The organism is Streptomyces sp. NBC_00876 (assembly GCF_045207435.1).
Classification (GTDB): Bacteria; Actinomycetota; Actinomycetes; order Streptomycetales; family Streptomycetaceae; genus Streptomyces.
The window spans coordinates 6,913,890-6,935,580 of sequence record NZ_CP108800.1; the positions used below are offsets into that span (position 1 = coordinate 6,913,890).

The window sequence follows — 21,691 nt, forward strand, 5'->3', positions numbered from 1 at the left end:
CACCGACTCGAAAGACCGTCCGGGCGGCGAGGGATCGAGGGGCGGACAGGAATGGCACGGGGACGGCTTGCCGCGCAGGCACCGCTGGTGGTGGCCTGCGCGCTGGTGGCCTGGCAGGTGTGGATGCTCTTCCACGCCACTTCGGCCGAGAGCACGCGCGTGATGTGGAGCTGCGGCGAATCGGACTGTGGCACGAACGAGATGGCGGCCGGTGCGCCGCTGATGGGAGCGGCGGTCGTGGCGGCCCTGGCGCTGATGTCCCGGCGCTATCTGCACCGGGCCGCGCCGGGCGTGGCCCTCGCGCTCGCCGCCGCCGGATTCGGGGCGGGCTGGCAGGCGGCCGTGGACGCCGGGGACGTCGGGGCGGACGAGTCCGCGGAGTGGCTGGTGGGCTGGTTCACCGTCGCGGACTGGATCACCCTCTCCTGGACCGCCGCCGGAGTCTTCGCGCTGGCCGCCGTGTGGGGGGCCGTGAGCAGTCTGCGCCGGACCAACGGGCTGCACCGGCTGCGGCTCGGCCGCCGGCTGGCCACGGCCGACGCGGAGCTCCGGGACTGGAGCCGGGTGGGACGCAGGCGGGGCAGGGTCGTCGCGCGGTTCGAGGACGAGGACGGAGTGCGCCACGAGTTCCCGGCCGTCGTCGGCCAGTACGCGCTGGGACGCCCGGCGGTCGTTCTGTACGACGCGCGACGCCCCGGCGAGGCGTCGAGCAGCCGCGTCTCCACACCGCGGAAGGGGATGCCGTGAACCCGCCGACCGCTCTGCTGGGCCTGTTCGCCGGGGGCGCGGTGACCGCACTGGTGCAGGGGGCCGTCGACGGCCCGAGGTGGCTGCTGCTCCTCGGACTGAACGCCACGGTCCTGGCCGTCGTCGATCTGCTCACCAGGGTGTCGCGGGCGGGCATCGCGCCGGGCCTGCGGACGGGACGCCCCCGGGCATTCGCACCCTCGGTGGTCCATGGCGTCCGGGCGGTGCACAAGGCGCCCGGACGGACATCGGGAGACCCGGGCCGGCCCGGCACCACGTTCGCTTGCGACATCACGGTTGTGCCCGAGGGCCTGGAGCCGTTCCGGGTGAAGCTGCTGCACCCGCTGGACGTGCGGGAAGCAGGCAGTAAACGGTCGATGGCCGTCGAGTGGGACCCCGGGCAGCCCTGGCGGGTGATGGCTGCGCCGCATCCGCCCGGGGAGTGGGTCCGCCGGGCCCGGCAGCGGGATCCGGCGGACCCGCCCGGCCGGCGGATGCCGGCCAGGCGGCCCGGTGCGTGGGCGCTCGGGATCAGGTCGGTGACGGCGGCGGTGCTGTCGGCGCTGGTACCGCTCGGGGGCTGAGCGGGGTTCCGGGCCCCGCCTCCTCAGCTGTTGACGGTCTCTTCCCTGCCGTCCACGCAGTCCGCCGGGGACGTGCCCGGGTCCGTCAGGGCCAGGCCGAGCGCGGCGCGTTCGGTGACCCAGCGGGTCGGGCGGTGGCGCGGGTCGCCCGTCGTCGCGTGCAGCGCCCGGTGCAGCTCCAGCATCCGGGCCGCACCGATCCGGTCGCCCCAGGCCAGCGGGCCGACCGGATAGCCGAGACCGGTCGTGACCGCCAGGTCGATATCGGCCGGGGCGGCCAGGGCGCGTTCCGCGATCGAGGCCGACACCGACACGATCGACGCGAGCAGCCGCTGTGCGACCGAGCCCGCCGTGTCCCGTACCACCGACACCGCGAACGGCTCGCCGCCGTCCGACGCCCGCGCCAGCACCGCGCGGGCGTCCCGCGCCGCCGCAGGAGCCGCGGCCGGGGTCACGGCCAGCACCCGGCGCCGCCCGGCCGCCGGCAGCGGGTCCACCCCGAAGGTGCGGCCCGCGGGCAGCCCGTGCGCGGCGACCGCCGAGGCGACCGTGGTGCCCCAGACCGGAACCAGGACCAGGGCTTCGCCGGACGGCCGTGGACCGGTCCCGACGGTGGCGCCCGCCGCGGTCAGCCCCTCGCGGAGCGCGGCGGCGTCGTCCTCCCCGGCCGGGGACGCGGCCACGACGTGCACCGGCCGGTCCGCGTCGCCGGTGACCGGCGCCTGGGGCGCGGGTGCGGCGGCCCCGGGGCCGTACGCGAACCAGCCGCGCCCCGTCTTGCGGCCGTGCAGCCCGGCCGCCACGCGGTTCGGGGTCAGATAGGAGGGACGGAGCCGGTCCTCGTGGCGGAAGCCCTCCCAGATCGAGTCGATGACCGCGGCGGTCACATCGAGGCCGGTGAGGTCCATCAGCTCGAACGGGCCCATCCGCAGCCCCAGCACGTCCCTCGCGATCCGGTCGATGTCCGCCGGATCGCCGACCGACTCCTCCAGCAGGGCCAGCGCCTCCGTGACCAGTCCGCGCCCGGCGTGGTTGACCAGGAAGCCCGGGGTGTCGGCGACCGTCACCGCACGGTGTCCGCAGCTCTCCACGAGCGCCGTCAGCAGCGGCGGGATCTGCGGGCGGGTGGCGGCGCCGGGCACCACCTCGACGATCCGCATCAGCGGAACGGGGTTGAAGAAGTGCAGCCCGGCCAGGCGCGTCGGGTCCTTCAGCCCGGCGGCGATCCGGGTCACCGAGAGCGAGGAGGTGTTGGTCGCGAACACGGCCGAGGCGGGCAGCGCCTGTTCCAGCCTGCCGAAGACGTCCGTCTTGGTGGCGAGGTCCTCCCGTACGGCCTCGACCGCCAGCTCGACATCCGGGCCGTCGGCCCACGGGTCGTCCAGCGGGATCAGCCGGTCCAGGGCGGCGGCCGCGTCCGCGGCGGACATCCGGCCCTTCTGCACGGCCCGCTCCAGCATGGACCGTACGAAGCCGGCCGCCTCCGCCACCGCCTCCGTCCGCACGTCGCCCAGCTCGACGGTGTGTCCGGCGACGGCCGCCCACTGGGCGATGCCGCGGCCCATGGCTCCGGCTCCGACGATCCTGATACGCATGGCAGTTACGGCCTTTCGAGAGGGCGGACGGACGGATCCTGCGGACCCTGCGAATCGTGCGGTTCAGCGCAGGTACACCCGGTCCGGGTCGACATCCTCGCGCAGCAGCCGCAGTTCTTCCTCGGTCGGGGGCGCCACCTCGCCGACCGTGTCGGCGATCCGCAGGTCCCAGCCGGTCGCGGCCCGTACCTGCTCGACGGTGACACCGGGCTGGACGGCGACCAGCCGCAGCTCCTCGCCCACACCCTCGCGGGCCATGATGCCCAGCTCGGTGATGACCCGGGTGACGCCGGCGCCCAGCGGGCGGATGCCCTCGGCGAGCGCGCGGTCCGGGCCGGGGGTGGTGCAGAAGTCGAGCTCCGCCGTGAAGGAGCGCGGGTGGTGACGGCGCATCACCACGAACACCTCGCGGGAGTTGGCCATCACCTCGACGCCGCCGCCCGAGCCGGGCAGCCGCACCGACGGGCTGTCCCAGTCGCCGATCACCGAGGTGTTGAGGTTGCCCCAGCGGTCGATCTGCGCGGCGCCGAGGAAGCCGACGTCGATATGGCCGCCCTGCAGCACGCAGCCGAAGAGCAGGGGCATCGGGATCACCGCCTCCGCCCCCGTGATCAGGACCGCGTCGGCGATGGTCTCGGGCAGGTGCGAGGGGTGGGCGCCGCAGACCCCGGACTCGTACACCACCTCGATGTCCGGGGCGACCGTCAGACGGGCCAGTTCGGTGGCGAGCGTCGGCAGGCCGATCCCGGCGAACACCGTGCGGCGCGCGGCCAGTTCACGGGAGGCGACGACGGAGAGCAGTTCGGACGAGGTGATCGTGCCCGGTGCGGTGGTGGTCATGACCCGTTCCTTCTCGTGTCCGGTGGGCGCAAACGTACGGAGCGACGATGCGCTCACAGCCGCCGCCCGTAGTTCACCGGCTCGCTCAGCGCCTCGCCGACCGCGAGCCCGGCCCAGAACTCCTCGCCCAGCTTGTCGACGTACTCCGCGTGGTCCGCCGTGCCGCGCACCCATTCGTCCAGCCAGTCCTGGAGCCGCTGCGGGTCCTTGCTGATGTGGGACCAGGCCCGGTAGAAGGCGTTGTCCCGGTCGTAGTACCCCTGCGCGAACGAGGGGTGCGCCCCGCGCGGGCAGTGGACGACCGCGTCGACCGCGTGGGCGGGGACGAGCGTGCGGTTGGGGTCGGAGCGGATCACCTCGTCGCCGACGATCTCCTCCACGACGACGACCGCCTTGTCCGCCGCGTACACCGCCTCGGCCTGGACGCCGGTCAGCCCCCAGATCTGGGTGTTGCCGCTCCGGTCGGCGCGCTGGGCGTGGATGATCGTCACGTCCGGGTTGACGGGCGGTACGACGTAGATCTGCTCGGGCTCGCCGTCGGGTCCGGGGTACGGCGAAGTGACCTTGCGCAGCTCACTGTTGACCGAGGGCAGATCGCTGCCGCCGTAGGAGCGCAGCGGGTAGAACGGCAGCCGCTGCGAACCGGCGAGATAGCGGCAGATCATTCCGTAGTGGCTGTACTCCTCGAAGGCCAGCGGCGCCGGGTCCGCGCTCTCCACCCGGCGGCGGAGCTCACCGAGCGAACCGGCCGAGGAGTTGCCCACGAAGGAGGAGACCAGCCGGGTCACGCAGCCCGCGGCGATCATCTGGTCCACGACGATGTCCGCGGTCATCCGTACGACGGTGAGACCGCGGCGGCCCTGGCGGATGATCTCGTGCCCCGCGGCGGTCGGGATGAGATGGGTGAAGCCTTCGAGGCAGACGGTGGCACCGTCGTGGACGAAGGAGGCGATCGCCGCCTTCATCGGCATCGTCTTGTCCTTCCGGCCCGTCGTGTCTTTCCGGTCCGTCATGGCCACGGTGCTCCTCTGCGGGTACGTGCGCGGGCGCGTCGTCCCACGGTGCCAGCGGCCATTGATTGCTGTCCAATACCAAATTAAGCTCGGACCGAGACGTTCTATCAATCAATTCTGTCGATACCGGTGCGGAGAACTGGTGCGCAGAACGGCTGAGAAGAGGGGACGGGCATGGAGCTGCGTCATCTGTCCGCGTTCGTCGCCGTGGCCGAGGAGCTGCACTTCGGCCGGGCCGCCAAGCGGCTGCAGATGGCCCAGCCGCCGCTGAGCCAGCAGATCCGCCGGCTGGAGAAGGAGCTGGGGGTCCAGCTCTTCGAGCGCAACACCCGCTCGGTGCGGCTCACCAGCGCGGGGGAGTCCTTCCTCCAGCCGGTGCGGACCGTGCTCGACGACCTGGACGAGGCGGTACGGGCCGCGAAGGCGGCCGGCCGCGGCGAGTACGGGCGGGTCAGCATCGGTTTCGCGGGCGCCTCCAGCCACGAGACGCTGCCCCGGCTCACCCGGGCGGTGCGCGCCGCCCACCCCGCGATCGAACTCGTCATGACGGGCCAGACCTACGCCAATGTCGCGCTCGCCCGGGTCGCGGACGGCTCGCTCGACCTCGGCTTCGTACGGCTGCCCGTGACACAGCCGGGCGTGAGCTATCGAGTGATCGACGAGGAGGAACTGGTGTGCGCGCTGCCCTCCGACCATCCGCTCGCCGCGCGGGAGAGCGTTCCGATCGATGTGCTGGCCGGGGAACCGTTCGTCTCGTTCCCCGCGAACACGGGCTCCACCGTGCGCGACGCGATGGTCGAGGCCTGCGAGGCCGCCGGGTTCAATCCGCGGGTGGTGCAGGAGGCGCCCGACTCGTACACGATCCTGGCCCTGGTCGCCGCCGGTGTCGGGGTGACCCTGACCGTCACCTCCGTCCAGCACATCCAGCAGAGCGGCCTCGTCTACCGGCCCCTCGCCGGGCCCCCGATCAGACGCCAGGCCGCGCTGGCCTGGCGGGCCGACAACCCGTCGGCGGCCCTGCGCAGTGTGCTCGCCGTCGCGGAGACCGCGCTGCCCACCCCGGCCCCGCTGAGCCGCCCGCCCCATTGAGACGCACCACGTCTTGAATCAGGGGTAACCGGATATTGGACCGACTCAGTCGCCGGGTGCGAAGGTCGTCCCACACCCTTGTCACCTTCTGCCCCCGCCCCGGAAAGGGTCCGCCGTGCCCGACCAGAACGATGTCGTGATCTGCGAACCGCTGCGCACCCCCATCGGCCGCTTCGGCGGAGCGTTCGCCGGGCAGACGCCGGCGTCCCTCGCCGCCCGCGTCATCGCCGAGGTCGTCGCCCGCACCGGAGTCGACCCGGACCGCGTCGACGAGGTGATCCTCGGACACGCCTACCCGTCCTCCGACGCCCCCGCCATCGGCCGGGTCGCCGCCCTGGACGCCGGGCTCCCGCAGTCCGTCACCGGCATCCAGACCGACCGCCGCTGCGGCTCCGGGCTCCAGGCCGTCCTCGACGCGGCGATGCAGATCAGGGCCGGGTTCAGCGAGGTGGTGATCGCCGGCGGTGTCGACGTGATGAGCGCCGCCCCCTACTACACGCACGACGGCCGCTGGGGCATCAAGGGCCCGGGCCTCCAGCTCCACGACTCGCTCGCCCGGGGCCGGGTCACCGCGGGCGGCGTCAGCCACCCCGTCCCCGGCGGAATGATCGAGACCGCGGAGAACCTCCGCCGTGAGTACGGCATCAGCCGCGCCGACCAGGACGCCCTGGCCCTGCGCTCGCAGCAGCGCGCCGGCCGGGCGGCGGCCGAGGGGTGGTACGACGCGGAGACCGTCCCCGTCACCGTGAAGACGCGCAAGGGCGAGACGGTGGTCACCGCCGATGAGCACCCCCGCCCCGACACCACCGCCGAACAGCTCGCCGCGCTCCGCCCGATCATGGGCAAGTCCGACCCGGAGGCCACGGTCACCGCGGGCAACGCCAGCGGCCAGAACGACGCGGCCGCCGCCTGCCTGGTGACCAGTGCCGCCACCGCCGAACGCCTCGGCCTCACCCCGCTGGTGCGTCTGGTCTCCTTCGCCCGCGCGGGCGTGCCCGCGGCCACCATGGGCATCGGCCCCGTCCCGGCCACCCGCGCCGCGCTCGACCGCGCCGGACTCACGCTCGCCGACCTCGACCTGATCGAGCTGAACGAGGCCTTCGCCGCCCAGGTGCTGGCCTGCACCCGCGAACTGGGCCTCGGCGAGAAGGACCACGAGGAGCGGATCAACGTCAACGGCTCCGGCGTCTCGCTCGGCCACCCCGTCGGCGCCACCGGCGCCCGCATCCTCGCCACCCTCACCAGGGAACTGCACCGCCGCGAAGCGCGCTACGGCCTGGAGACCATGTGCATCGGCGGCGGCCAGGGCCTCGCCGCGGTCTTCGAGCGCATCGCGGTCTGAGGCCTGCCGGCGCCCCGGCGGCCCCGTGGATCAGCGCTTCATCAGGGCGAACACGCCCCACCCCAGATACTCGCGCTGGTAGCGGACGTGCCGTGCGGGGCCGGCGGCCGGCTCCGCCCGCAGCTCATCGGCCAGCTCGTCGTCGGGGTTCGCGTCCAGCCACCGGCGGATGTTGAACCACTGCGCCGCGACGTACCGGTCCCAGCCCTGCTGGTCGGCGAGCACCATCTCCACCACGTCCCAGCCCGAGCTCCCCGAAGTGCTCGAGGAGTTCGGGCAGGGCGAAGTACTGGTCCCGTTCCGATGTGTGACAGGCCTCCACGGCTGTGAGGTCCGGCGGCTCCCTGCGCCAGTACGGCTCACCGATCAGCAGCATGGCGCCGGGCCTCACCGAGCGGTCCAGCAGCCCGACCGTGCCGGTCACCCCGCCGCCGATCCAGGTGGCGCCGATGCACGCGGCGAGGTCGACGGGGGCGTCGGCGACATGGCCGGACGCGTCGCCGTGCACGAAGCCGACCCGGTCGGCCACCCCCAGCTCGGCCGCCCGTTCCCGGGCCGTACCGAGGAAGACGGTGCTGATGTCGACGCCCGTCCCGGTCGTGCCGTGATCGCGCGCCCAGGTGCAGAGCAGTTCGCCGGTGCCGCAGGCGAGGTCGGGGATCCGGGTCCCGGGAGCCAGGCGCAGGGCCCTGCCCAGGGTGGCCAGATCCGCCTCGGTGAACGGGTTGTGCACGCGATGGCTGCTCTCGCGGATGGTGAAGACACGGGGAAGGTCCACGCCGGGAAGCCAGGCCGCCCCGGCGTCCCCGTCCACCGGTTACCGGTCCGCGTACACGGGCTCGTCGGCCCCGGACCGGGCTTGCGCCAGGTGGTCCCGCTCGCCGTCCGGGTCCGTCAGCCGGTTCAGCCGCGCGGGGACGTCGAAGCCGACCAGCAGCACCACGATCACCGTGCCCGCGAACGTCAGTACGGCCAGCGCCTGCCCCAGGTCCATCCCGGAGGCGAGATGCGCCCCGAGCACCGGGGCGACCGCCCCGCCGAGGGCGCCCACGTTGTACGTGAAGCCGAGCGCCGCACCCCGGCTCCTGGTCGGGAAGTGCCCGCCGATGTAGCGGGGGAGCAGCCCGGAGATGCCGAAGCTCGTCGCCTGGAGCAGGAAGAGCAGGATGCCGAGCAGCATCAGGTTGTTCTGCACGGCGAAGACCGGATAGACGAAGGCGAGCGAGGCCAGCAGCGTCAGCGCGTACGCCTTCTTCGTGCCGATCCGGTCGCCGAGGAACCCGGCGGTCCAGCAGCCCACCATGGTGCCGAAGCCCGCGAAGTACAGGACGTCGGTGACCTGGTCCGTGGTGTAGCCCAGTTCCGTCTTCAGATACGTGGGCAGCAGGGCCTGGATCGGCCACGAGTACAGGAACGCGAAGAACAGCGTCACGATCATCGACAGGTACAGCACCCAGCTGCGCTTCCCGCCCAGCTGCACGGCGAACGCGGCGAGCGAGAGACCGGCGATCACCGAGAGCACCGGCACCAGGCCGGTTCCGCCCGGGGTGAAGACGAGGAACAGCGAGACCGTGGCGACGACGACGAGGGCCGTGTTGACGGTGGCCCGGGCGCGGGTGAGGAACAGCGGCCGGAACGGGTTGGGCCTGGCGCCCTGGTCCGCGACGGACTCCGTCCACTCCTCGGCCTCGGGCAGCGCGCGCCGCATCCACAGCGCGATCGCGATCGGGACGAGGCCCAGGTAGAACATCCAGCGCCAGCCGAGCGAGGGCACCACCCAGTCGTAGACCTGGGCGGCGAGCACCGAGCCGACCGAGAAGCCGGAGATGAGGAAGCCGCTGGCCCGGTTGCGCAGAGCGGCGGGCCAGCTCTCCATGACGTACGTGGAGCTGGCGCTGTACTCACCGGCCATGCCCATGCCGATGGCCAGCCGGGCGGCGAACAGACTGGTGTAGTTCCACGCGAACCCGCAGGCGAAGGTGCCCACCGAGTACAGCAGGATGCTCAGCACCATGGAGAGCTTGCGGCCGTAGCGGTCGCCGATGGCGCCGAGCACGGCCCCGCCCAGCCAGCGGGTGATGAACGCGCCGGAGATCAGGCTGGCCGCCTGCACCGTGCTCAGGCCGAATTCGTCACTGATCTCGGTCAGTACGAGGGTGATCAGCACGAAGTCGAAGCCGTCGAGTACATAGCCGATCCAGGCGGCGAGGAACGACTTCCACTGGGTGCGGCTGACCTGGCGGTACCAGGGGAGTGCGGGGGGTGTTGTGGCGTGCACGGTGACTCCAGGGTGCGGGACGGCGCCCGGTCATTTGAACAGCCGTCCCGCGGGTTGGAACAGGTCAGGGCCGGGTGATGCCTGCCACGAAACGGGCGGTCAGGGCCGTGGGAGCGGTGATGGCGGTGCCCACGACGACGCTGTGGGCGCCGCGTGCCAGGGCCTCGGCCGCTTCCCCGGGGGTGTTGATACGGCCTTCGGCGACCACCGGGACGTCGATGGCGGCGGAGAGCGCCGAGACCAGATCGAGATCGGGGCCCGTCTGCTTCGGGGTTCCGGGGACGTAGCCGGACAGGGTCGTGGAGACGAAGTCGGCGCCCAGCGCGGCCGCGGTGACGCCCTCGGCGAGGGTGGAGACGTCGGCCATGACGAGGGCGCCGGCTGCGTGGACCGCCTCGACGAGCTCGGCGAACGTCGAGCCGTCGGGGCGCGGCCGGTCGGTGGCGTCCGCGGCGACGACGGCGGCGCCGGCCTCGGCCACGGCCAGGGCGTGCCGGACGGTCGGCGTGATGTACACCCCGACGTCGCCGTCCTTCCACAGGCCGATGACCGGCAGATCGACGACGGCGGTGATCGCGGCGACGACCTCCGGCTCGTTGGCCCGGATCGCGGCGCCGCCCCCGGCGACCGCCGAGAGCGCGAGCCGGACCAGGGTGGACGTCTCCCGCATCGGATCGCCCGGAGGTGCCTGGCAGGACACGATCAGCTTGCCCTGGAGGATGGTGGTCAGTTCCTGTGCGGTCATCGAAGAGCTCCCGGGTGGTGGAGGGGAAGGGTGGTGGTGAGGGCGGCCGCGCCGAGCACGGCCGCGTCGTGGCCGAGGAGCGGCGCCCGGGGTACGAGCCCGCGCAGGGGGCCCATCAGCTCCGCGGCGAGGGCGGCCAGCAGGGCGTCCTCGTACAGCGGGCCGATCCGCGGGACCCCGCCGCCGACGACGACCCGGTCGGGGCCGAGCGCGTTGGCGAGCCCGCCGAGGACATGGCCGGCGGCGGCCGCACCGGTGGTGATGGCGGTGACGGCGTGGGCGTCGCCCTGCGCGGCGCGCGCGGCGACGGTCTCCAGCCGGTCCACGGGGGCGCCGGTCAGCCGCTCGTAGTGGGCGGCGATCCCGGGTCCGGAGGCGATGACCTCCAGATGACCGGTGGCGCCGCAGGTACAGGGCAGCCCGGCCGCCTCGGGGCTGGGCAGGTGGCCGAGGTGCCCGGCGATGCCGGACGCGCCGTGCAGCATGCGGCCGTCGACGGCGATGGCGCCGCCGACTCCGGTGCCGATGGCCGCGAAGAGCAGCGAGCCGTGGCCCCCGGTCTCCGCGTTCAGCGCGGCGAGTTCCGGCCCGGCGGTCGCGCGCACGTCGTTGTCGCAGGCCACCGCGTATCCGGTCCGGTCGGCGAGTCCGGCCCCCAGGGGGGTGCCCGCCCAGCCGCGGATGGAGTCGGTGGCGCTGGTGACCATGCCGCTGCGGGGGTCGATGACCCCGGCTGCCGCGATGCCGAGCACCTCGGCGCTTCGGCCCGGGTCGACCTCGGAGGCGGCCGCCGCGAGTGCGTCGAGCACCGCTGCGGCGCCCTGCTGGGCCGGGGTGGGCCGGCTGTGCCGGGCCAGGACCGTGCCGTCCGCGCCCAGGAGCGCGGCGGCGATCTTCGTGCCGCCCAGGTCGAGGCCGACGACGGGCCGTCCGGCCGGTGCCTGCTGCGTCGGGGCGGTCATCGGACCGGCGGCAGACCGGCGTCGCGCAGCCGTCCGGAGACGAGCGCGACGGATTCGGCGGACAGCTGGATCTGCGGGAACGCGGTGTCGCCGCACTCGATGATCCCGAGCAGCTGGAGCGCCGACTTGAACGAGCCGAGCGCCGAGGAGCTGCGGCCCATGTCCGCCTCCGGGCCGGCGTCGACCATGGCGAACAGCTCGATGAGCCGCTCCTGCTCCTTCGCGGCCAGCGTCCAGTCCCCGGCCCGCGCGGCCTCGTAGAGCCGTACGTAGCCGGACGGGTCCACGTTGCCGATACCGGGGACGACACCGTCGGCCCCGGCCAGCAGCGCCGCGTCCACGGTCAGTTCGGAGCCGGTGAGGATGCTGAACTCCGGCACCGGCCCGTGCGCGCGGCCCTCGCGGCCGCCGAGCTCGACGACGAGCCTGCGCAGCCCGCCCTCGTCGCCGCTGCTGTCCTTGAGACCGGCCAGGGTGCCGTCCTCGGCGAGTTCGCGGACCAGTGCGGCGGACAGCTTGCTGTGCACGGCGACCGGGATGTCGTACGCGAACAGCGGCAGGTCCACCTCGGCGCGCAGCCGGCGGAAGTGACCGGCGATCTCCTTGGCGTGGGTGCGGGTGTAGAACGGCGCGGTCGCGACCAGGGCGTCCGCGCCCAGCTCGGCGGCGGACCTGGCGTGCTCGACCACGCGCGCCGTCGTGGTGTCGATGACACCCGCCAGGACCGGGACGCGGCCGTCGGTCGCGTTGACGACGGTCTCCAGGACCGTGGCGCGCTGTTCGTCGGTGAGGTAGGCGACCTCGCTGGTGGACCCGAGCGCGAAGAGTCCGTGCACGCCCCCGCCGATGAGGTGCTCGACGAGCCGGACGAGGGACGTGGTGTCGACCTCCCCGCGGGAGGTGAGCGGGGTGCAGACCGGCGGGACGACGCCGCGCAAGGGTGCGGTCAGAGGCATGGTGAGGGCTCCAGCTGATCGGGACACTGATCCGTGGCCTGAGCGGCTACCCGGATCAAGACGTGAGACGTAAGATGTCCTATGTCTGGCTCACCTTAAACAGATGCTCCTGCAACCGGTCAAGGGGCAACGGCACCTCAGGAGGATGTTGTGGCGCGGCCCACCATGGCTCAGGACATCGAGCGCTGGATCAAGGAACTGATCCTGGAGCGCCGGCTCGCGCCGGGCGACGCTCTGCCCACGGAGACCGAGCTGATGGAGCTCTTCGAAGCCGGCCGGGTCTCGGTGCGCGAGGCCCTCAAGTCGCTCCAGGCGGTCAACGTCGTCGAGATCCGCCGGGGGTACGGCACCTTCGTGGGCTCACTGTCCCTGTCACCGTTCGCCGAGGGGCTCGCCTTCCGCGCGGCTGTCCGCCACCGCCAGGGCGAGCCGGGTCTCGCCGAGCTGATGAAGGTGCGCGAGGCACTGGAGGCGGGGCTCGTCGGGGCCGTCGCGGCCGGTGTCCCGGACGAGGACATCGGGGTGCTGCGCGCCCTGGTCGCGAAGATGGAGGAGGAGGCCGTCACCGGCCGGGTGGCACGCTCCACCGACCGCGCCTTCCACCTCGCGCTGTACGCCTCGCTCGACAACCACCTGCTCAGCGAGGTGCTCGACGCGTTCTGGGCGGCCATGGACCGGGTGCGCGAGGACTTCGACGACGGCCACCAGGACCCGCTGGTCACCTGCGTCCAGCACCGCGAGATCGTCGCGGCGGTCGCGGCGGCCGACGGCGAACGCGCGGTACGGGCGATGCGCACCCACTTCGACGGCATCCGCGAACGCCTCGAGCCCGCCCTGGTCCCGTAGACGCGGTGCCGGGCCCGGCACCGGCCGGCGCTCTCACTGTCCCGGGATCGTCCCGGTGATCGCGGTGACGGCCATGCGTACCGCGCGGTCCGTCACCGCGGCCGGGTCGTCGCCGTTCTCGATCGCCGTCGTGGCCGCGTTGACGATTCCCTGGAGGAGCAGCGAGGTGCGCCGCGGATCCTCCTCGCCCAGCTCCGTGAGCGCGTCGATCAGCGGGGTGAGCAGCTCCCGGTGGGCCCGCACCGCGCTCTCCCGCACCACCGCCGCGTCCCGTACCCCGGCCAGCGCCTGGGCGATCCGGTGCTCCCCGCCGCGTACCAGGGCCAACTGCGACGACACGTAGGCGGCGATCTTCTCCTCGGGCGTGCCGGCCGCCGACATGCCGGCCCGGATGGCGTCCGTCCAGCGGGGCATCGCGTCCTCGACGACCGCGGCGAGCAGCTCGGGGCGGCCCGGGAAGTACTTGTACACGCTGTTGCGGGCGAGGCCCGTGGCTTTGGCGATCGCGGTGAAGGTCACGGCATCGGCGTCGCCGCTCTCCAGCAGCTCACGTGCCGCTCGCACCAGGGCCAGTCGCTGCTGGGCGTGGTGCTCGGCAACCGTCGCGGCTCTGATCCTGGGCACCGGCCCAGTCTAGAAGTCCCCGCGGTGCATCAGGCCCCCACTTAGGGACGTCGCGTCGCCATCATCTATGTTAGCGACGCACTGTCCCTAACATCGATCCATCGAAGGGAACCGCCGTGTTCCTCGCTCTGCTGGAGCTACGCGCCGCCCGAGGGCGCTTCCTGCTCATGGGATCCGTCGTGGTGCTCGTCGCCGCACTCGTCGGCATCGTCTCCGGTTTCACCACCGGCCTGGGTGACGACACCATCTCCGCGCTGCGCCGCCTGCCCGCCTCGCAGCTGGTCTTCTCCTCGGACGCCCGGTCCGACCAGTTCGCCCGCAGCCTCCTCGACGAGAAGACCGCCGCCGGGTGGAGCGAGGACGCGGACACCGAGACGACTCCGCTGGGGGTCGCCATCACCCGCGGCACGACGAACCGTGGCGCCGAGGTCGACCTCGCCGCCTTCGGCGTCGAGCCCGACTCCTTCCTCGCCCCCTCGGTATCCGAGGGCGACGGTCTCGGCGGCGCGGCGGCGGACAGCATGGTGATGTCCGCCAAGCTCGCCGACGAGGGCGTCCGCGTCGGTGACACCCTCGTCATCGACCGGCTCGGCATCGAACTGCGCGTCGTCGGACGGACCGAGCGCTCAAGCTACGGCCATGTGCCCGTCGCCTACGTCCCGTTGAGGACCTGGCAGCGCATCCGCTTCAGCACCCCCGGTGCCCCGGCGTCCGCGACAGCAGCGATCCCCGGCCAGTTCAGCGCCCTCGCCCTGCGCACCCCGCCGGACGGGGCCTCGACCGCCGCCCTCGACGCGCGGTACTCCACCACCACGCTCTCCAAGGAGAAGGCGTACGAGGCGGCCCCCGGCTACACCGGGGAGCGCGTCACCATGAACTCGATCCAGGTCTTCCTCTACCTGATCGCCCCACTCGTGGTCGGCGCCTTCTTCGCCGTGTGGACCGTACAGCGGCAGCCCGAACTCGCCCTGCTGCGCGCCATGGGCGCCTCCCGCAGGCGGCTCCTCGCCCACACCGTTCTCCAGGCGGCCCTGGTCGTCGCCCTGGGGACCGCCGCGGGCGCCCTGCTCGCCGGAGCGGTCGGGCTGCTGGTCGGCGAACAGGTGCCGTTCAGCCTGCCCGCCGCCACTCTCACCGTCACCATGTGCACCGTCGCGGCCGTGGGCCTCGCGGGCACCGCCCTGACCCTGCGCCGGGTCACCCGAGCCGATCCGCTGACCATGCTGGGAGCCAACCGATGAGCCTCGAACTGAACGGCGTCACCGTCACGTTCGGCCGCGCCGATGCCCGTACCACCGTCCTCGACGGCCTCGACGTCACCTTCGAACCCGGCCGCATGACGGCTCTCGTCGGCCCGTCGGGCTCCGGCAAGTCCACGCTGCTCGCCGTCGCGGGCGCGCTGCTTCGGCCCACCGCGGGCCAGGTCCTGCTGGACGGCGAGGACCTCGCCGGGCTCTCCGACGCCCGGCGCGCCAAGGCCCGCCGGGAACGGATCGGCTACATGTTCCAGAGCGGCAACCTGCTCTCCGGCCTCACGGCCACCGACCAGCTGCTTGCCGCGGTGTACATCGGCGGCGAACGCCCCCGCGCGCACCGCTCCCGGGCCGGGGAGGCCCTGACCCGGGTGGGGCTCGGCCATCGCCTGCGCCACCGCCCCGAACAGCTCTCCGGCGGCGAACGCCAGCGTGTGGCCCTGGCTCGTGCGCTCTTCCTCTCGCCGAAGCTGCTGCTGATCGACGAACCGACGGCGGCTGTCGACCGTTCCCAGGCCGGTGACCTGGCCGCGCTCCTCGCTGAACGGGCCCACCAGGACAACTGCGTCACGGTCGTGGCGACGCACGACCCGGCCGTGGCGGAGGCCGCCGACCGGGTCGTGGACATGGCCGCACTGACCGCCGGCGCGGCACCGGCAGGCCGCTGAATCAGACCCTCGACGTCACTGCCGCCGGCCGCCGCCGTACAGATAGCTGTCCGCGCCGTCCAGCGTGGCCCGGGACCACGCCGCCACCTCCGCGGCCCCCATCGAGGCCCAGTCCGGCGTCCGCTCGACCATGGCGTGCCCCAGCCTGCGGCCGAGGGCGACGAGACGGGCGCCCTCGGCCGACCGCTCGTCCGCGTACCGGTGCAGCGCCCCGTCCGCCGACGACGACGCGCGCAGCACTCGCTCCAGGCAGAGCGCGTCCTGCAAGGCCTTCGTGGCGCCGCTCGCGGTGTGCGGTCTGGTGATGCTCGCGGCGTCCCCCGCCAGCAGGAACGGCGGCTTCGCCACCCGGGGCACATGGAAGTCGGCGACGTCGTGGCAGGCCAGCGAGGTATGCGCACCCCGGCCGACGATCTCGGCCCAGTCCGCGGGGAAGTGCTCCTCGGCGACGCGCCGCACGTACTCCTCGCGCCCGGCGGTCCACGACGGCGGGGGAGGGGTGCCGTAGATGGCGTAGGCCAGCAGCCGGGACCCGTCGAGGGCGCCCGGGATCAGGTAGAACACGCCGTGCCCGCCACGGAATCCCAGCGTGATCCAGGCAGTTCGAACCAGTTCCAGCTGCTGCGGGTGTCCGGTGAACGCGTCGAGCGGGAGGGTGCCGCGCCACACCACGTACCCCGCCGGAGCCGGCCGCACCTCCGGGGCGACAGCCGCCCGGGTGACGGACCGCGGTCCGTCCGCCCCGACGACGATGTCGTACCGCTCCTCGGAATCCGCCGTACGGATCACGGCGCCGCCCGACGGCCGGCGCAGCACCTCGGTGACGGGGCGGCCCCGGTGATAAGTCACCCCCTCGGCGTTCGCACGCAGTGTGCGCCACAGCAGACCCCAGTGGCACGGCGTCACCGCCGCTTCCTGCCGGGCCAGTTCACGCGCCTGATGCCGCCCTGGCTCCCGGGTCAGCCAGACCCGCGAGGGCACCGGGGCCGTCGGCATACCGGCGTCCAGATACCCGGCCGCGACCAGCTCGGCGTGGAGCGGCGGCGGGACGACGATGCCGAACCCCCGGTCCTCCAGCGCCCCGTCGCTGCGCTCGTACACCGTGACCTCGGCCCCGGCTCCGGCCCCGGCGATCGCCATCGCGCAGCCGGCGACGCTCCCGCCGACCACCCCGATGCGTAATCCGGCTCCCGCCACGTCCGCCACCGCCCTCTCCGGTCACTGTGTGTGGCGCCCATTGAACGGCGTGGCGGCAACCTGCGTCCAACCGCCCCGTGGCGGCTGGACGCAGGGCCTTCGTCCGGGCTACGGCGTGACGGTCACCGTCGCGCTGCCCGATGCCTGCTTCCCGTCCGCCGAGTAGGTGGCGGTCAGCGTGGCGTTCCCCGTCGTGCCCGCGGGCACGGTGACCGGGACCTTGATGTTGGCGCCCTCACCGGGCCTCAGCGCGGGGATCGCGGTCCGCGTGGCCGTCCACCCGGCCGGCACGGCCAGGTCGACCGTGCCGGCGCTGCGGCGCACGTCCATCCGGTTGACGACCCGGACCGTCACCTCGGCGGCGGCACCCGCCTTGAGGGCGGCCGGCGGGGTGATCGTGATGTCGGCGCAGGTGCCGCCGAGCCACTTCAGGTCGAACGAGGAGTACGTGATGTGCTCGTAGTTGCCCCGCTCGTACAGCAGGCCGAGCCGGCCGTCGGGCAGCCGGGTCAGGGTCGAGTAGGCCGATGCGCCCGCGTCGACGACCTTCTTGATCGGCCAGGTCTTCCCGTTGTCGCAGGACATCTTGACCGTGAGGTTCTTGCGCGACGTGGCCTCGGTGTTGCTGAACAGCAGCCAGGAGGACTGCGGGTTCGCGGCCGGGGCGTCGGGGGCGTAGCGCATGACGGAGGCGTTGTTCGCCGGGTCGGGGAGCTCGGTGTCCTGGACGAACGGGGTGTAGGTGGCCCCGCCGTCGGTGGAGTACGCGATCGTCCGGTACGGCGCCGAGCGGTTGTTGAGCATGACCGTGCCGTCGTTCAGCTCCACGGTCTTGTTCTCGTCGCCGCCGGGGCCGACCGGCGTGCCCATCTTCCAGGTGGCGCCGTGGTCGTCGCTGTACGCGCTGACCGCGTAGTTGGCGCCGTTGTTGCGGATGGCGTACTGCTGGATCAGCCGGCCCTTGTGGGCCCCGTTGCGCAGCTGGATGCCCTCGCCGGACGCCGCGAACATCCCGCCCCAGGCGGGGTCCTTGATCTGCTTGGTGATCCGGCGGTGGGTCCAGGTCACCCCGTCGTCGTCGGAGTAGCTGTAGTCGGCCTGAAGGACGTTCGGGTCGGACTCGTCGTTGCCGGTGGCCGAACCGAAGAAGCCCTGGTTCACGCCGGCCGCGTAGAAGAGGAAGATCCGGCCGGTCGTCCGGTCGACGAGCAGGCTCGGGTCACCGTAGCCCTGGGGTGCGGCGTCCTTGCGGACCACCTGCTGCGCCTGCCAGGTCGTACCGCCGTCGGTGCTGCGCCGCAGCACGATGCCGATGTTGGACGGCAGGTCACCGAGGGTGGGCCGGGCGTCGTACGCCGCCAGCACGGTGCCCTTGACCGAGGTGGTCAGGGCCGGGATGCGGTAGTGGGGGGAGCCGACGCCGTCGACGGTGAGGTCCTGCGAGGTGAGCGTGCCGGGGGCGGGTGCCGCGGCCTGCGCGGTGCCGGTCGTGGTGACCACCAGCAGGGCGGCACCGAGCAGGGCGACAGGGACAGTTCGCTGCATGGACGATCTCTCTTCTCGGAAGGGGTGGTGCTTCTCGAAGGGTGGGAGACAGGGGGGAGGCGCCGGGACTACGGGATGTGCAGGGAGCAGACCCGGCTGCTCGCGTCGAAGATCCGCAGGTCCTTGATCATTTTGAGGACGATGCGGTGGTGGCCCCGCTCGTTGGGGTGGAGCCCGTCGTTGAGCAGGGTCAGGGGGACCTGGCCGCCGTCGCCGTCGAGCCAGTCGTTGTAGTGGTCGATGAACAGGACGCTCTCCTGCGCCGCGACCTCGCCCATCACCTGCGCGTACTGCGACAGGTTCACCCGGCCCGGCCACTTCGCCGGATCGACCGGGTTGGGTGACTGGAGCACCGGTACGGGGGAGCCGGGCAGGGCCCTCACCGAGCGCACGAGGGAGACGAGGTTGGCCCGGTAGACGTCCGGGCCCAGGCCCGACGTCGCGATGTCGTTCGTACCGATCATGATCGAGACGACCTGCGGCGAGAAGGCGGTGACCCGCTCGCGGAACTGGGCGACGAGTTCGGCGCTGGTGGCGCCGCTCACCCCGGAATCGATGACGAAGTCGCGGTTCTTCGGCTTGCCCAGCTCCCAGCGGACCCTTTCCGTCCAGTGCTCCGGGTAGCTGCGCCAGCCGTTGGTGTGCAGGGCGCCGTGCGTGATGCTGTCACCGGTGATGACCCAGGTGGCCGGGGTGTTGCTGTTGAGGATGGTGGAGATCCGGCCCTGGTCCGCGAGTTCGGGGCGCGGGCACTGCGCGACCAGTTCGGCTTCGCTCAGCACCCGGTCCCAGACGGCGGCCCGCTCGATGGTGCCGGTGAAGAACCACTCCCCGCCGGGGTGGTCGCTGTCGGTGTTGCGCCCCAGGGTGAGGGCGGTCGGCCTGGACACGTTCCCGAAGAAGGAGCGCTGGGCCGTGTCGAACACGGCGCGCCCGCCGGCGTGCACCTTGGTGCCCGTGGGGCCGACGGTGACGGCGACGGTGTGGCGCAGCCCGTCGTCGTAACGTGTCCTGGTCATGACATTGATAAGGACCGCACCCTTCTCCCGTACGGAGAACTGAAGGGCGCCGCCGCTCAGGTTCAGCGTGATGTTGGAGGAGGGGGCGGTGGGGTCCGAGGCGCTGATCAGCGTCATCGCCTCGTTGTGGCTGGTGGTGCGGAAGGTGACGACGATGGTTCCCGTGGTGAGCGGGGCGAGTGCGCCGGCCTGGTTCGACAGGTCGACGTACTCGCTGCCGTCCAGGTCCACGGGGGTGTCGTGGTCCAGGATCGGGCCGCTGCCCGAAGCGGCGGCGAAGGCGCGGCCGCCTGGCTGGGTGCTCAGGGCCGCCGCGCCTGCGGCAAGAAGCATGGATCGTCTGCGCACGGAAGGTGCCTCCGGTCAGGAGTGGCCGGCCTGCCCCGACGGCAGGCCTGCGAACAGGGAACGCACCCAGGCCAGTTGCTCCCGCTGCTGGTACTCCGCGCCGCCCTCGTGCCCGTTGAACGCGTAGATCCTCACGTCCTTGGGCCCGGCGTAGCCGTTGTAGGCGGTGAAGCACGTGGAGGGCGGGCAGATGTCGTCCATCATCGCGATGGAGAACAGGGCGGGTGCCGTGGCCCGGGTGGCGAGCAGTGCGGCATCGAAGTACGACAGCGTGGAGAAGACGGTCTCGGCGCGGTCGCGGTGGAGCTTGATGTACTCGGCGATCTCGGTGAACGGCGGGCGGCCCGAAATCTCGGCCCCGCGACGGAAGTTGCAGAGGAACGGCACATCCGGCATCACCCCGGCCAGCCCCGGCACGAGCCCCGAGACGGCCAGCGCGATCCCGCCGCCCTGGCTGACCCCGGTCACCACGATCCGGTCCGGATCGATGGCCGGGTGACCGCGCACCGCGTCGACGCAGCGCACCGCGTCGGTGAACAGCCGCCGGTAGTAGTACGTTTCGGGGCTCTCGATGCCCCGGGTGAGGAAACCGGGTACGACCCCGGCCGCCCCGCCGTGCGGATCGGCGGTGTCGCCGCCGGCGGCCGACCAGCCCTGCCCGCGGGTGTCCATGAGCAGGTGCGCGTAGCCGGCCGACGCCCACAGCAGGTTCTCGTGCGCGAGACCCCGGCCGCGGCCGTAGCCCAGGAACTCCACGACGCAGCCCAGCGGCCGCTGCGCACCGGCCGGCATCCGCAGCCAGCCGCGCACCGGCTGCCCGCCGAAGCCGGGCACCGTCACGTCGTAGGTACGGACCTGGGTGAGCCCGGTCTCCACCTCGGTGAAGGCCGGCTCGTCCGCCGCACAGGACCTGGCCTCGTCCAGGGTCCGCGACCAGAAGACGTCGAAGTCCGCCGGAACGGGCAGCGTCGGCCTGTAGTCGCGGCAGTCCGCGAGCGAGAGGTCCGTCAACGGCATGGAGGTGCCCTCCTGGGGTGCGGCGGGAGTGCCATGTGCAAGGTGAAGCACTGATCATCAGACGGATGACGTCAGATGTCCTGTCGGCACACGGACCCTAGGCATCTGCCGCGGGGGCCGTCAAGGGTTCGCCGGTCCGGTCGTGCCGGCCCCGGGTCGTGTCGTCGAACGGTCGTCGCCGCCCGGAGTGCGGCGGAAGACGGTTCGACGGCTCGGCCCGGGGCCGGCGCCGGCGGCCCGGCTCAGCCCCGGGCCCGGGCCTCGGAGATCCGGCGCCTGACGGGGGCGTAGTGCTCGCCGAGCGCCTTGATGAACCCGTTGATGTCGCCGGCCCGGGCGGCGTCCACGATGTTCTGGTGGGCCGCGATCGTCGCCGTCTCGTCGGCGTGCGTGAACCCGTCCAGATGCGGCGCGACGATCGCGTACACGTCCCAGAAGGCCATCGAGAGCTGGCCGATCAGGTCGTTGCCCAGCGGGGCGACGAGCAGGGCGTGGAAGGCGCGGTCGGCGTCGACGAAGCCGTGCCCCTCCTGGGCCCCGGTCTCGCGCATGGTGGCCACCAGGCCGTCCAGCGCGTCGAGCTGCTCCGGGGAGAGCAGCGAGACGATCCGGTCGGCCATCCCGCGCTCGAAGAGCTCGCGCACGTCGACCAGGTCGGCCATCACCTGGAAGTCGTCGTCGGGGGAGAGCAGCCCCCGGAAGGTCAGGCTCTCCACCAGTGCGGACAGGCTCAGCCGGCCGACGTACGTGCCGTGCCCGTGGCGGACCTCGACGATGTCCAGCGCGTTGAGGATCTTCACGGCCTCGCGAACGCTGGAGCGGCTGGCGCCGAGGGCCTCGCACAGGGCGGGCTCAGTGGGCAGCGGGTCCCCGGGGCGGAGCCGTTTTTCGAGGATGTACCGCTTGATGCCGTCGACGACTTCCTGCCGGAGCAGCTGCCGGCCGGGCCTCGTTTCGGACATATGTGAACTCCCCACCTCTTGACCCCTCTCGATTGTCAAGCTACGTTCCCACGCTATCAAG

Annotated in this window: 20 protein-coding genes and 1 pseudogene; 7 read left to right on the forward strand and 14 right to left on the reverse strand. The window is 72.6% G+C overall.

Going from position 1 to position 21,691, the window contains the following annotated elements; all coding sequences use genetic code 11:
• Window positions 1-51 precede the first annotated feature (51 nt).
• Together OG782_RS30295 and OG782_RS30300 are read left to right on the forward strand one after the other, a co-directional pair.
• Complete coding sequence (locus tag OG782_RS30295; RefSeq protein ID WP_406456362.1) at window positions 52-747, forward strand: hypothetical protein; 696 nt, start codon at window positions 52-54, stop codon at window positions 745-747.
• Window positions 744-1,331, forward strand: coding sequence for a hypothetical protein (locus OG782_RS30300; RefSeq protein WP_406456364.1), 588 nt, complete (start codon window positions 744-746; stop codon window positions 1,329-1,331). The genes OG782_RS30295 and OG782_RS30300 overlap by 4 nt, the downstream gene beginning before the upstream one ends.
• 23 nt (window positions 1,332-1,354) lie before the next feature.
• Here OG782_RS30300 and OG782_RS30305 read toward each other — a convergent pair whose 3' ends face one another.
• From OG782_RS30305 to OG782_RS30315, 3 genes are all read right to left on the reverse strand, one after another.
• On the reverse strand, window positions 1,355-2,926 hold the full coding sequence (locus OG782_RS30305) for a 3-hydroxyacyl-CoA dehydrogenase (protein WP_406456366.1): 1,572 nt from the start codon (window positions 2,924-2,926) through the stop codon (window positions 1,355-1,357).
• Between the two features lie 63 nt (window positions 2,927-2,989).
• Window positions 2,990-3,766: a CoA-transferase subunit beta gene (locus OG782_RS30310; RefSeq protein WP_406456368.1), complete on the reverse strand. Its 777-nt coding sequence runs from the start codon at window positions 3,764-3,766 to the stop codon at window positions 2,990-2,992.
• A 53-nt stretch (window positions 3,767-3,819) separates the two neighbouring features.
• The gene (locus OG782_RS30315) at window positions 3,820-4,779 is read right to left on the reverse strand and encodes a CoA transferase subunit A (RefSeq protein ID WP_406456369.1); all 960 of its coding nucleotides are present in this window, start codon (window positions 4,777-4,779) and stop codon (window positions 3,820-3,822) included.
• A gap of 174 nt (window positions 4,780-4,953) precedes the next feature.
• Here OG782_RS30315 and OG782_RS30320 point away from each other — a divergent pair, with 174 nt between their 5' ends.
• The gene (locus tag OG782_RS30320; RefSeq protein ID WP_406456371.1) at window positions 4,954-5,868 is read left to right on the forward strand and encodes a LysR family transcriptional regulator; all 915 of its coding nucleotides are present in this window, start codon (window positions 4,954-4,956) and stop codon (window positions 5,866-5,868) included.
• A 115-nt stretch (window positions 5,869-5,983) separates the two neighbouring features.
• Window positions 5,984-7,210: an acetyl-CoA C-acetyltransferase gene (locus tag OG782_RS30325; RefSeq protein ID WP_406456373.1), complete on the forward strand. Its 1,227-nt coding sequence runs from the start codon at window positions 5,984-5,986 to the stop codon at window positions 7,208-7,210.
• A gap of 30 nt (window positions 7,211-7,240) precedes the next feature.
• Here OG782_RS30325 and OG782_RS30330 read toward each other — a convergent pair.
• From OG782_RS30330 to OG782_RS30350, 5 genes and pseudogenes are all read right to left on the reverse strand, one after another.
• Window positions 7,241-7,988, reverse strand: a pseudogene (locus OG782_RS30330) (SAM-dependent methyltransferase).
• Window positions 7,989-8,027: 39 nt separating this feature from the next.
• Window positions 8,028-9,488: a sialate:H+ symport family MFS transporter gene (locus OG782_RS30335; RefSeq protein WP_406456375.1), complete on the reverse strand. Its 1,461-nt coding sequence runs from the start codon at window positions 9,486-9,488 to the stop codon at window positions 8,028-8,030.
• 64 nt (window positions 9,489-9,552) lie between these two features.
• Window positions 9,553-10,233 (reverse strand): N-acetylmannosamine-6-phosphate 2-epimerase, encoded by a 681-nt coding sequence (locus OG782_RS30340; RefSeq protein ID WP_406456377.1) that lies wholly within the window; start codon window positions 10,231-10,233, stop codon window positions 9,553-9,555.
• Window positions 10,230-11,195, reverse strand: a complete 966-nt coding sequence (locus tag OG782_RS30345) for an ROK family protein (RefSeq protein WP_406456379.1) — start codon at window positions 11,193-11,195, stop codon at window positions 10,230-10,232. Before OG782_RS30345 ends, OG782_RS30340 begins: the two co-directional genes overlap by 4 nt.
• The gene (locus tag OG782_RS30350; protein WP_406456381.1) at window positions 11,192-12,151 is read right to left on the reverse strand and encodes a dihydrodipicolinate synthase family protein; all 960 of its coding nucleotides are present in this window, start codon (window positions 12,149-12,151) and stop codon (window positions 11,192-11,194) included. The genes OG782_RS30345 and OG782_RS30350 overlap by 4 nt, the downstream gene beginning before the upstream one ends.
• A gap of 150 nt (window positions 12,152-12,301) precedes the next feature.
• Between OG782_RS30350 and OG782_RS30355 the strand changes: the two genes are divergently transcribed.
• Window positions 12,302-12,997: a FadR/GntR family transcriptional regulator gene (locus OG782_RS30355; protein ID WP_406456383.1), complete on the forward strand. Its 696-nt coding sequence runs from the start codon at window positions 12,302-12,304 to the stop codon at window positions 12,995-12,997.
• A gap of 33 nt (window positions 12,998-13,030) precedes the next feature.
• Here the strand turns inward: OG782_RS30355 and OG782_RS30360 are convergent, their stop codons facing one another.
• A complete protein-coding gene (locus OG782_RS30360; RefSeq protein WP_406456385.1) occupies window positions 13,031-13,621 on the reverse strand; it encodes a TetR/AcrR family transcriptional regulator in 591 nt (196 codons plus the stop codon).
• Window positions 13,622-13,737: 116 nt separating this feature from the next.
• On the opposite strand from OG782_RS30360, the gene OG782_RS30365 reads away from it, so the two are divergent.
• Window positions 13,738-14,862, forward strand: a complete 1,125-nt coding sequence (locus OG782_RS30365) for an ABC transporter permease (RefSeq protein WP_406456387.1) — start codon at window positions 13,738-13,740, stop codon at window positions 14,860-14,862.
• On the forward strand, window positions 14,859-15,542 hold the full coding sequence (locus tag OG782_RS30370) for an ABC transporter ATP-binding protein (protein ID WP_406456389.1): 684 nt from the start codon (window positions 14,859-14,861) through the stop codon (window positions 15,540-15,542). Before OG782_RS30365 ends, OG782_RS30370 begins: the two co-directional genes overlap by 4 nt.
• Window positions 15,543-15,557: 15 nt before the next feature.
• Here OG782_RS30370 and OG782_RS30375 read toward each other — a convergent pair whose 3' ends face one another.
• The 5 genes from OG782_RS30375 to OG782_RS30395 all read right to left on the reverse strand — a co-directional run bounded on the left by OG782_RS30375 (window position 15,558) and on the right by OG782_RS30395 (window position 21,630).
• Window positions 15,558-16,748 carry an FAD-dependent monooxygenase gene (locus tag OG782_RS30375; RefSeq protein WP_406456391.1) on the reverse strand — a complete coding sequence of 397 codons (1,191 nt, stop codon included), beginning with the start codon at window positions 16,746-16,748 and terminating at the stop codon, window positions 15,558-15,560.
• A gap of 99 nt (window positions 16,749-16,847) precedes the next feature.
• A complete protein-coding gene (locus OG782_RS30380; protein WP_406456393.1) occupies window positions 16,848-18,284 on the reverse strand; it encodes an exo-alpha-sialidase in 1,437 nt (478 codons plus the stop codon).
• A gap of 68 nt (window positions 18,285-18,352) precedes the next feature.
• Entirely contained in the window at window positions 18,353-19,636 is a 1,284-nt protein-coding gene (locus OG782_RS30385) for a GDSL-type esterase/lipase family protein (protein WP_406456395.1), read from the reverse strand.
• Between the two features lie 30 nt (window positions 19,637-19,666).
• Window positions 19,667-20,668, reverse strand: a complete 1,002-nt coding sequence (locus OG782_RS30390; RefSeq protein WP_406456397.1) for an acetylxylan esterase — start codon at window positions 20,666-20,668, stop codon at window positions 19,667-19,669.
• A gap of 242 nt (window positions 20,669-20,910) precedes the next feature.
• Window positions 20,911-21,630: a FadR/GntR family transcriptional regulator gene (locus OG782_RS30395; protein WP_406456399.1), complete on the reverse strand. Its 720-nt coding sequence runs from the start codon at window positions 21,628-21,630 to the stop codon at window positions 20,911-20,913.
• Between the last annotated feature and the right edge of the window lie 61 nt (window positions 21,631-21,691).

Excerpts from the sequence above, each read along its gene's own strand:
- OG782_RS30305 (WP_406456366.1), bottom strand. The coding sequence starts at position 2,926 with ATGCGTATCAGGATCGTCGGAGCCGGAGCCATGGGCCGCGGCATCGCC.
- OG782_RS30315 (WP_406456369.1), bottom strand. The coding sequence starts at position 4,779 with ATGACGGACCGGAAAGACACGACGGGCCGGAAGGACAAGACGATGCCG.
- OG782_RS30395 (WP_406456399.1), bottom strand. The coding sequence starts at position 21,630 with ATGTCCGAAACGAGGCCCGGCCGGCAGCTGCTCCGGCAGGAAGTCGTC.
- OG782_RS30320 (WP_406456371.1), top strand. The coding sequence starts at position 4,954 with ATGGAGCTGCGTCATCTGTCCGCGTTCGTCGCCGTGGCCGAGGAGCTG.
- OG782_RS30295 (WP_406456362.1), top strand. The coding sequence starts at position 52 with ATGGCACGGGGACGGCTTGCCGCGCAGGCACCGCTGGTGGTGGCCTGC.
- OG782_RS30390 (WP_406456397.1), bottom strand. The coding sequence starts at position 20,668 with ATGCCGTTGACGGACCTCTCGCTCGCGGACTGCCGCGACTACAGGCCG.
- OG782_RS30345 (WP_406456379.1), bottom strand. The coding sequence starts at position 11,195 with ATGACCGCCCCGACGCAGCAGGCACCGGCCGGACGGCCCGTCGTCGGC.
- OG782_RS30380 (WP_406456393.1), bottom strand. The coding sequence starts at position 18,284 with ATGCAGCGAACTGTCCCTGTCGCCCTGCTCGGTGCCGCCCTGCTGGTG.
- OG782_RS30385 (WP_406456395.1), bottom strand. The coding sequence starts at position 19,636 with ATGCTTCTTGCCGCAGGCGCGGCGGCCCTGAGCACCCAGCCAGGCGGC.
- OG782_RS30340 (WP_406456377.1), bottom strand. The coding sequence starts at position 10,233 with ATGACCGCACAGGAACTGACCACCATCCTCCAGGGCAAGCTGATCGTG.
- OG782_RS30310 (WP_406456368.1), bottom strand. The coding sequence starts at position 3,766 with ATGACCACCACCGCACCGGGCACGATCACCTCGTCCGAACTGCTCTCC.
- OG782_RS30370 (WP_406456389.1), top strand. The coding sequence starts at position 14,859 with ATGAGCCTCGAACTGAACGGCGTCACCGTCACGTTCGGCCGCGCCGAT.
- OG782_RS30350 (WP_406456381.1), bottom strand. The coding sequence starts at position 12,151 with ATGCCTCTGACCGCACCCTTGCGCGGCGTCGTCCCGCCGGTCTGCACC.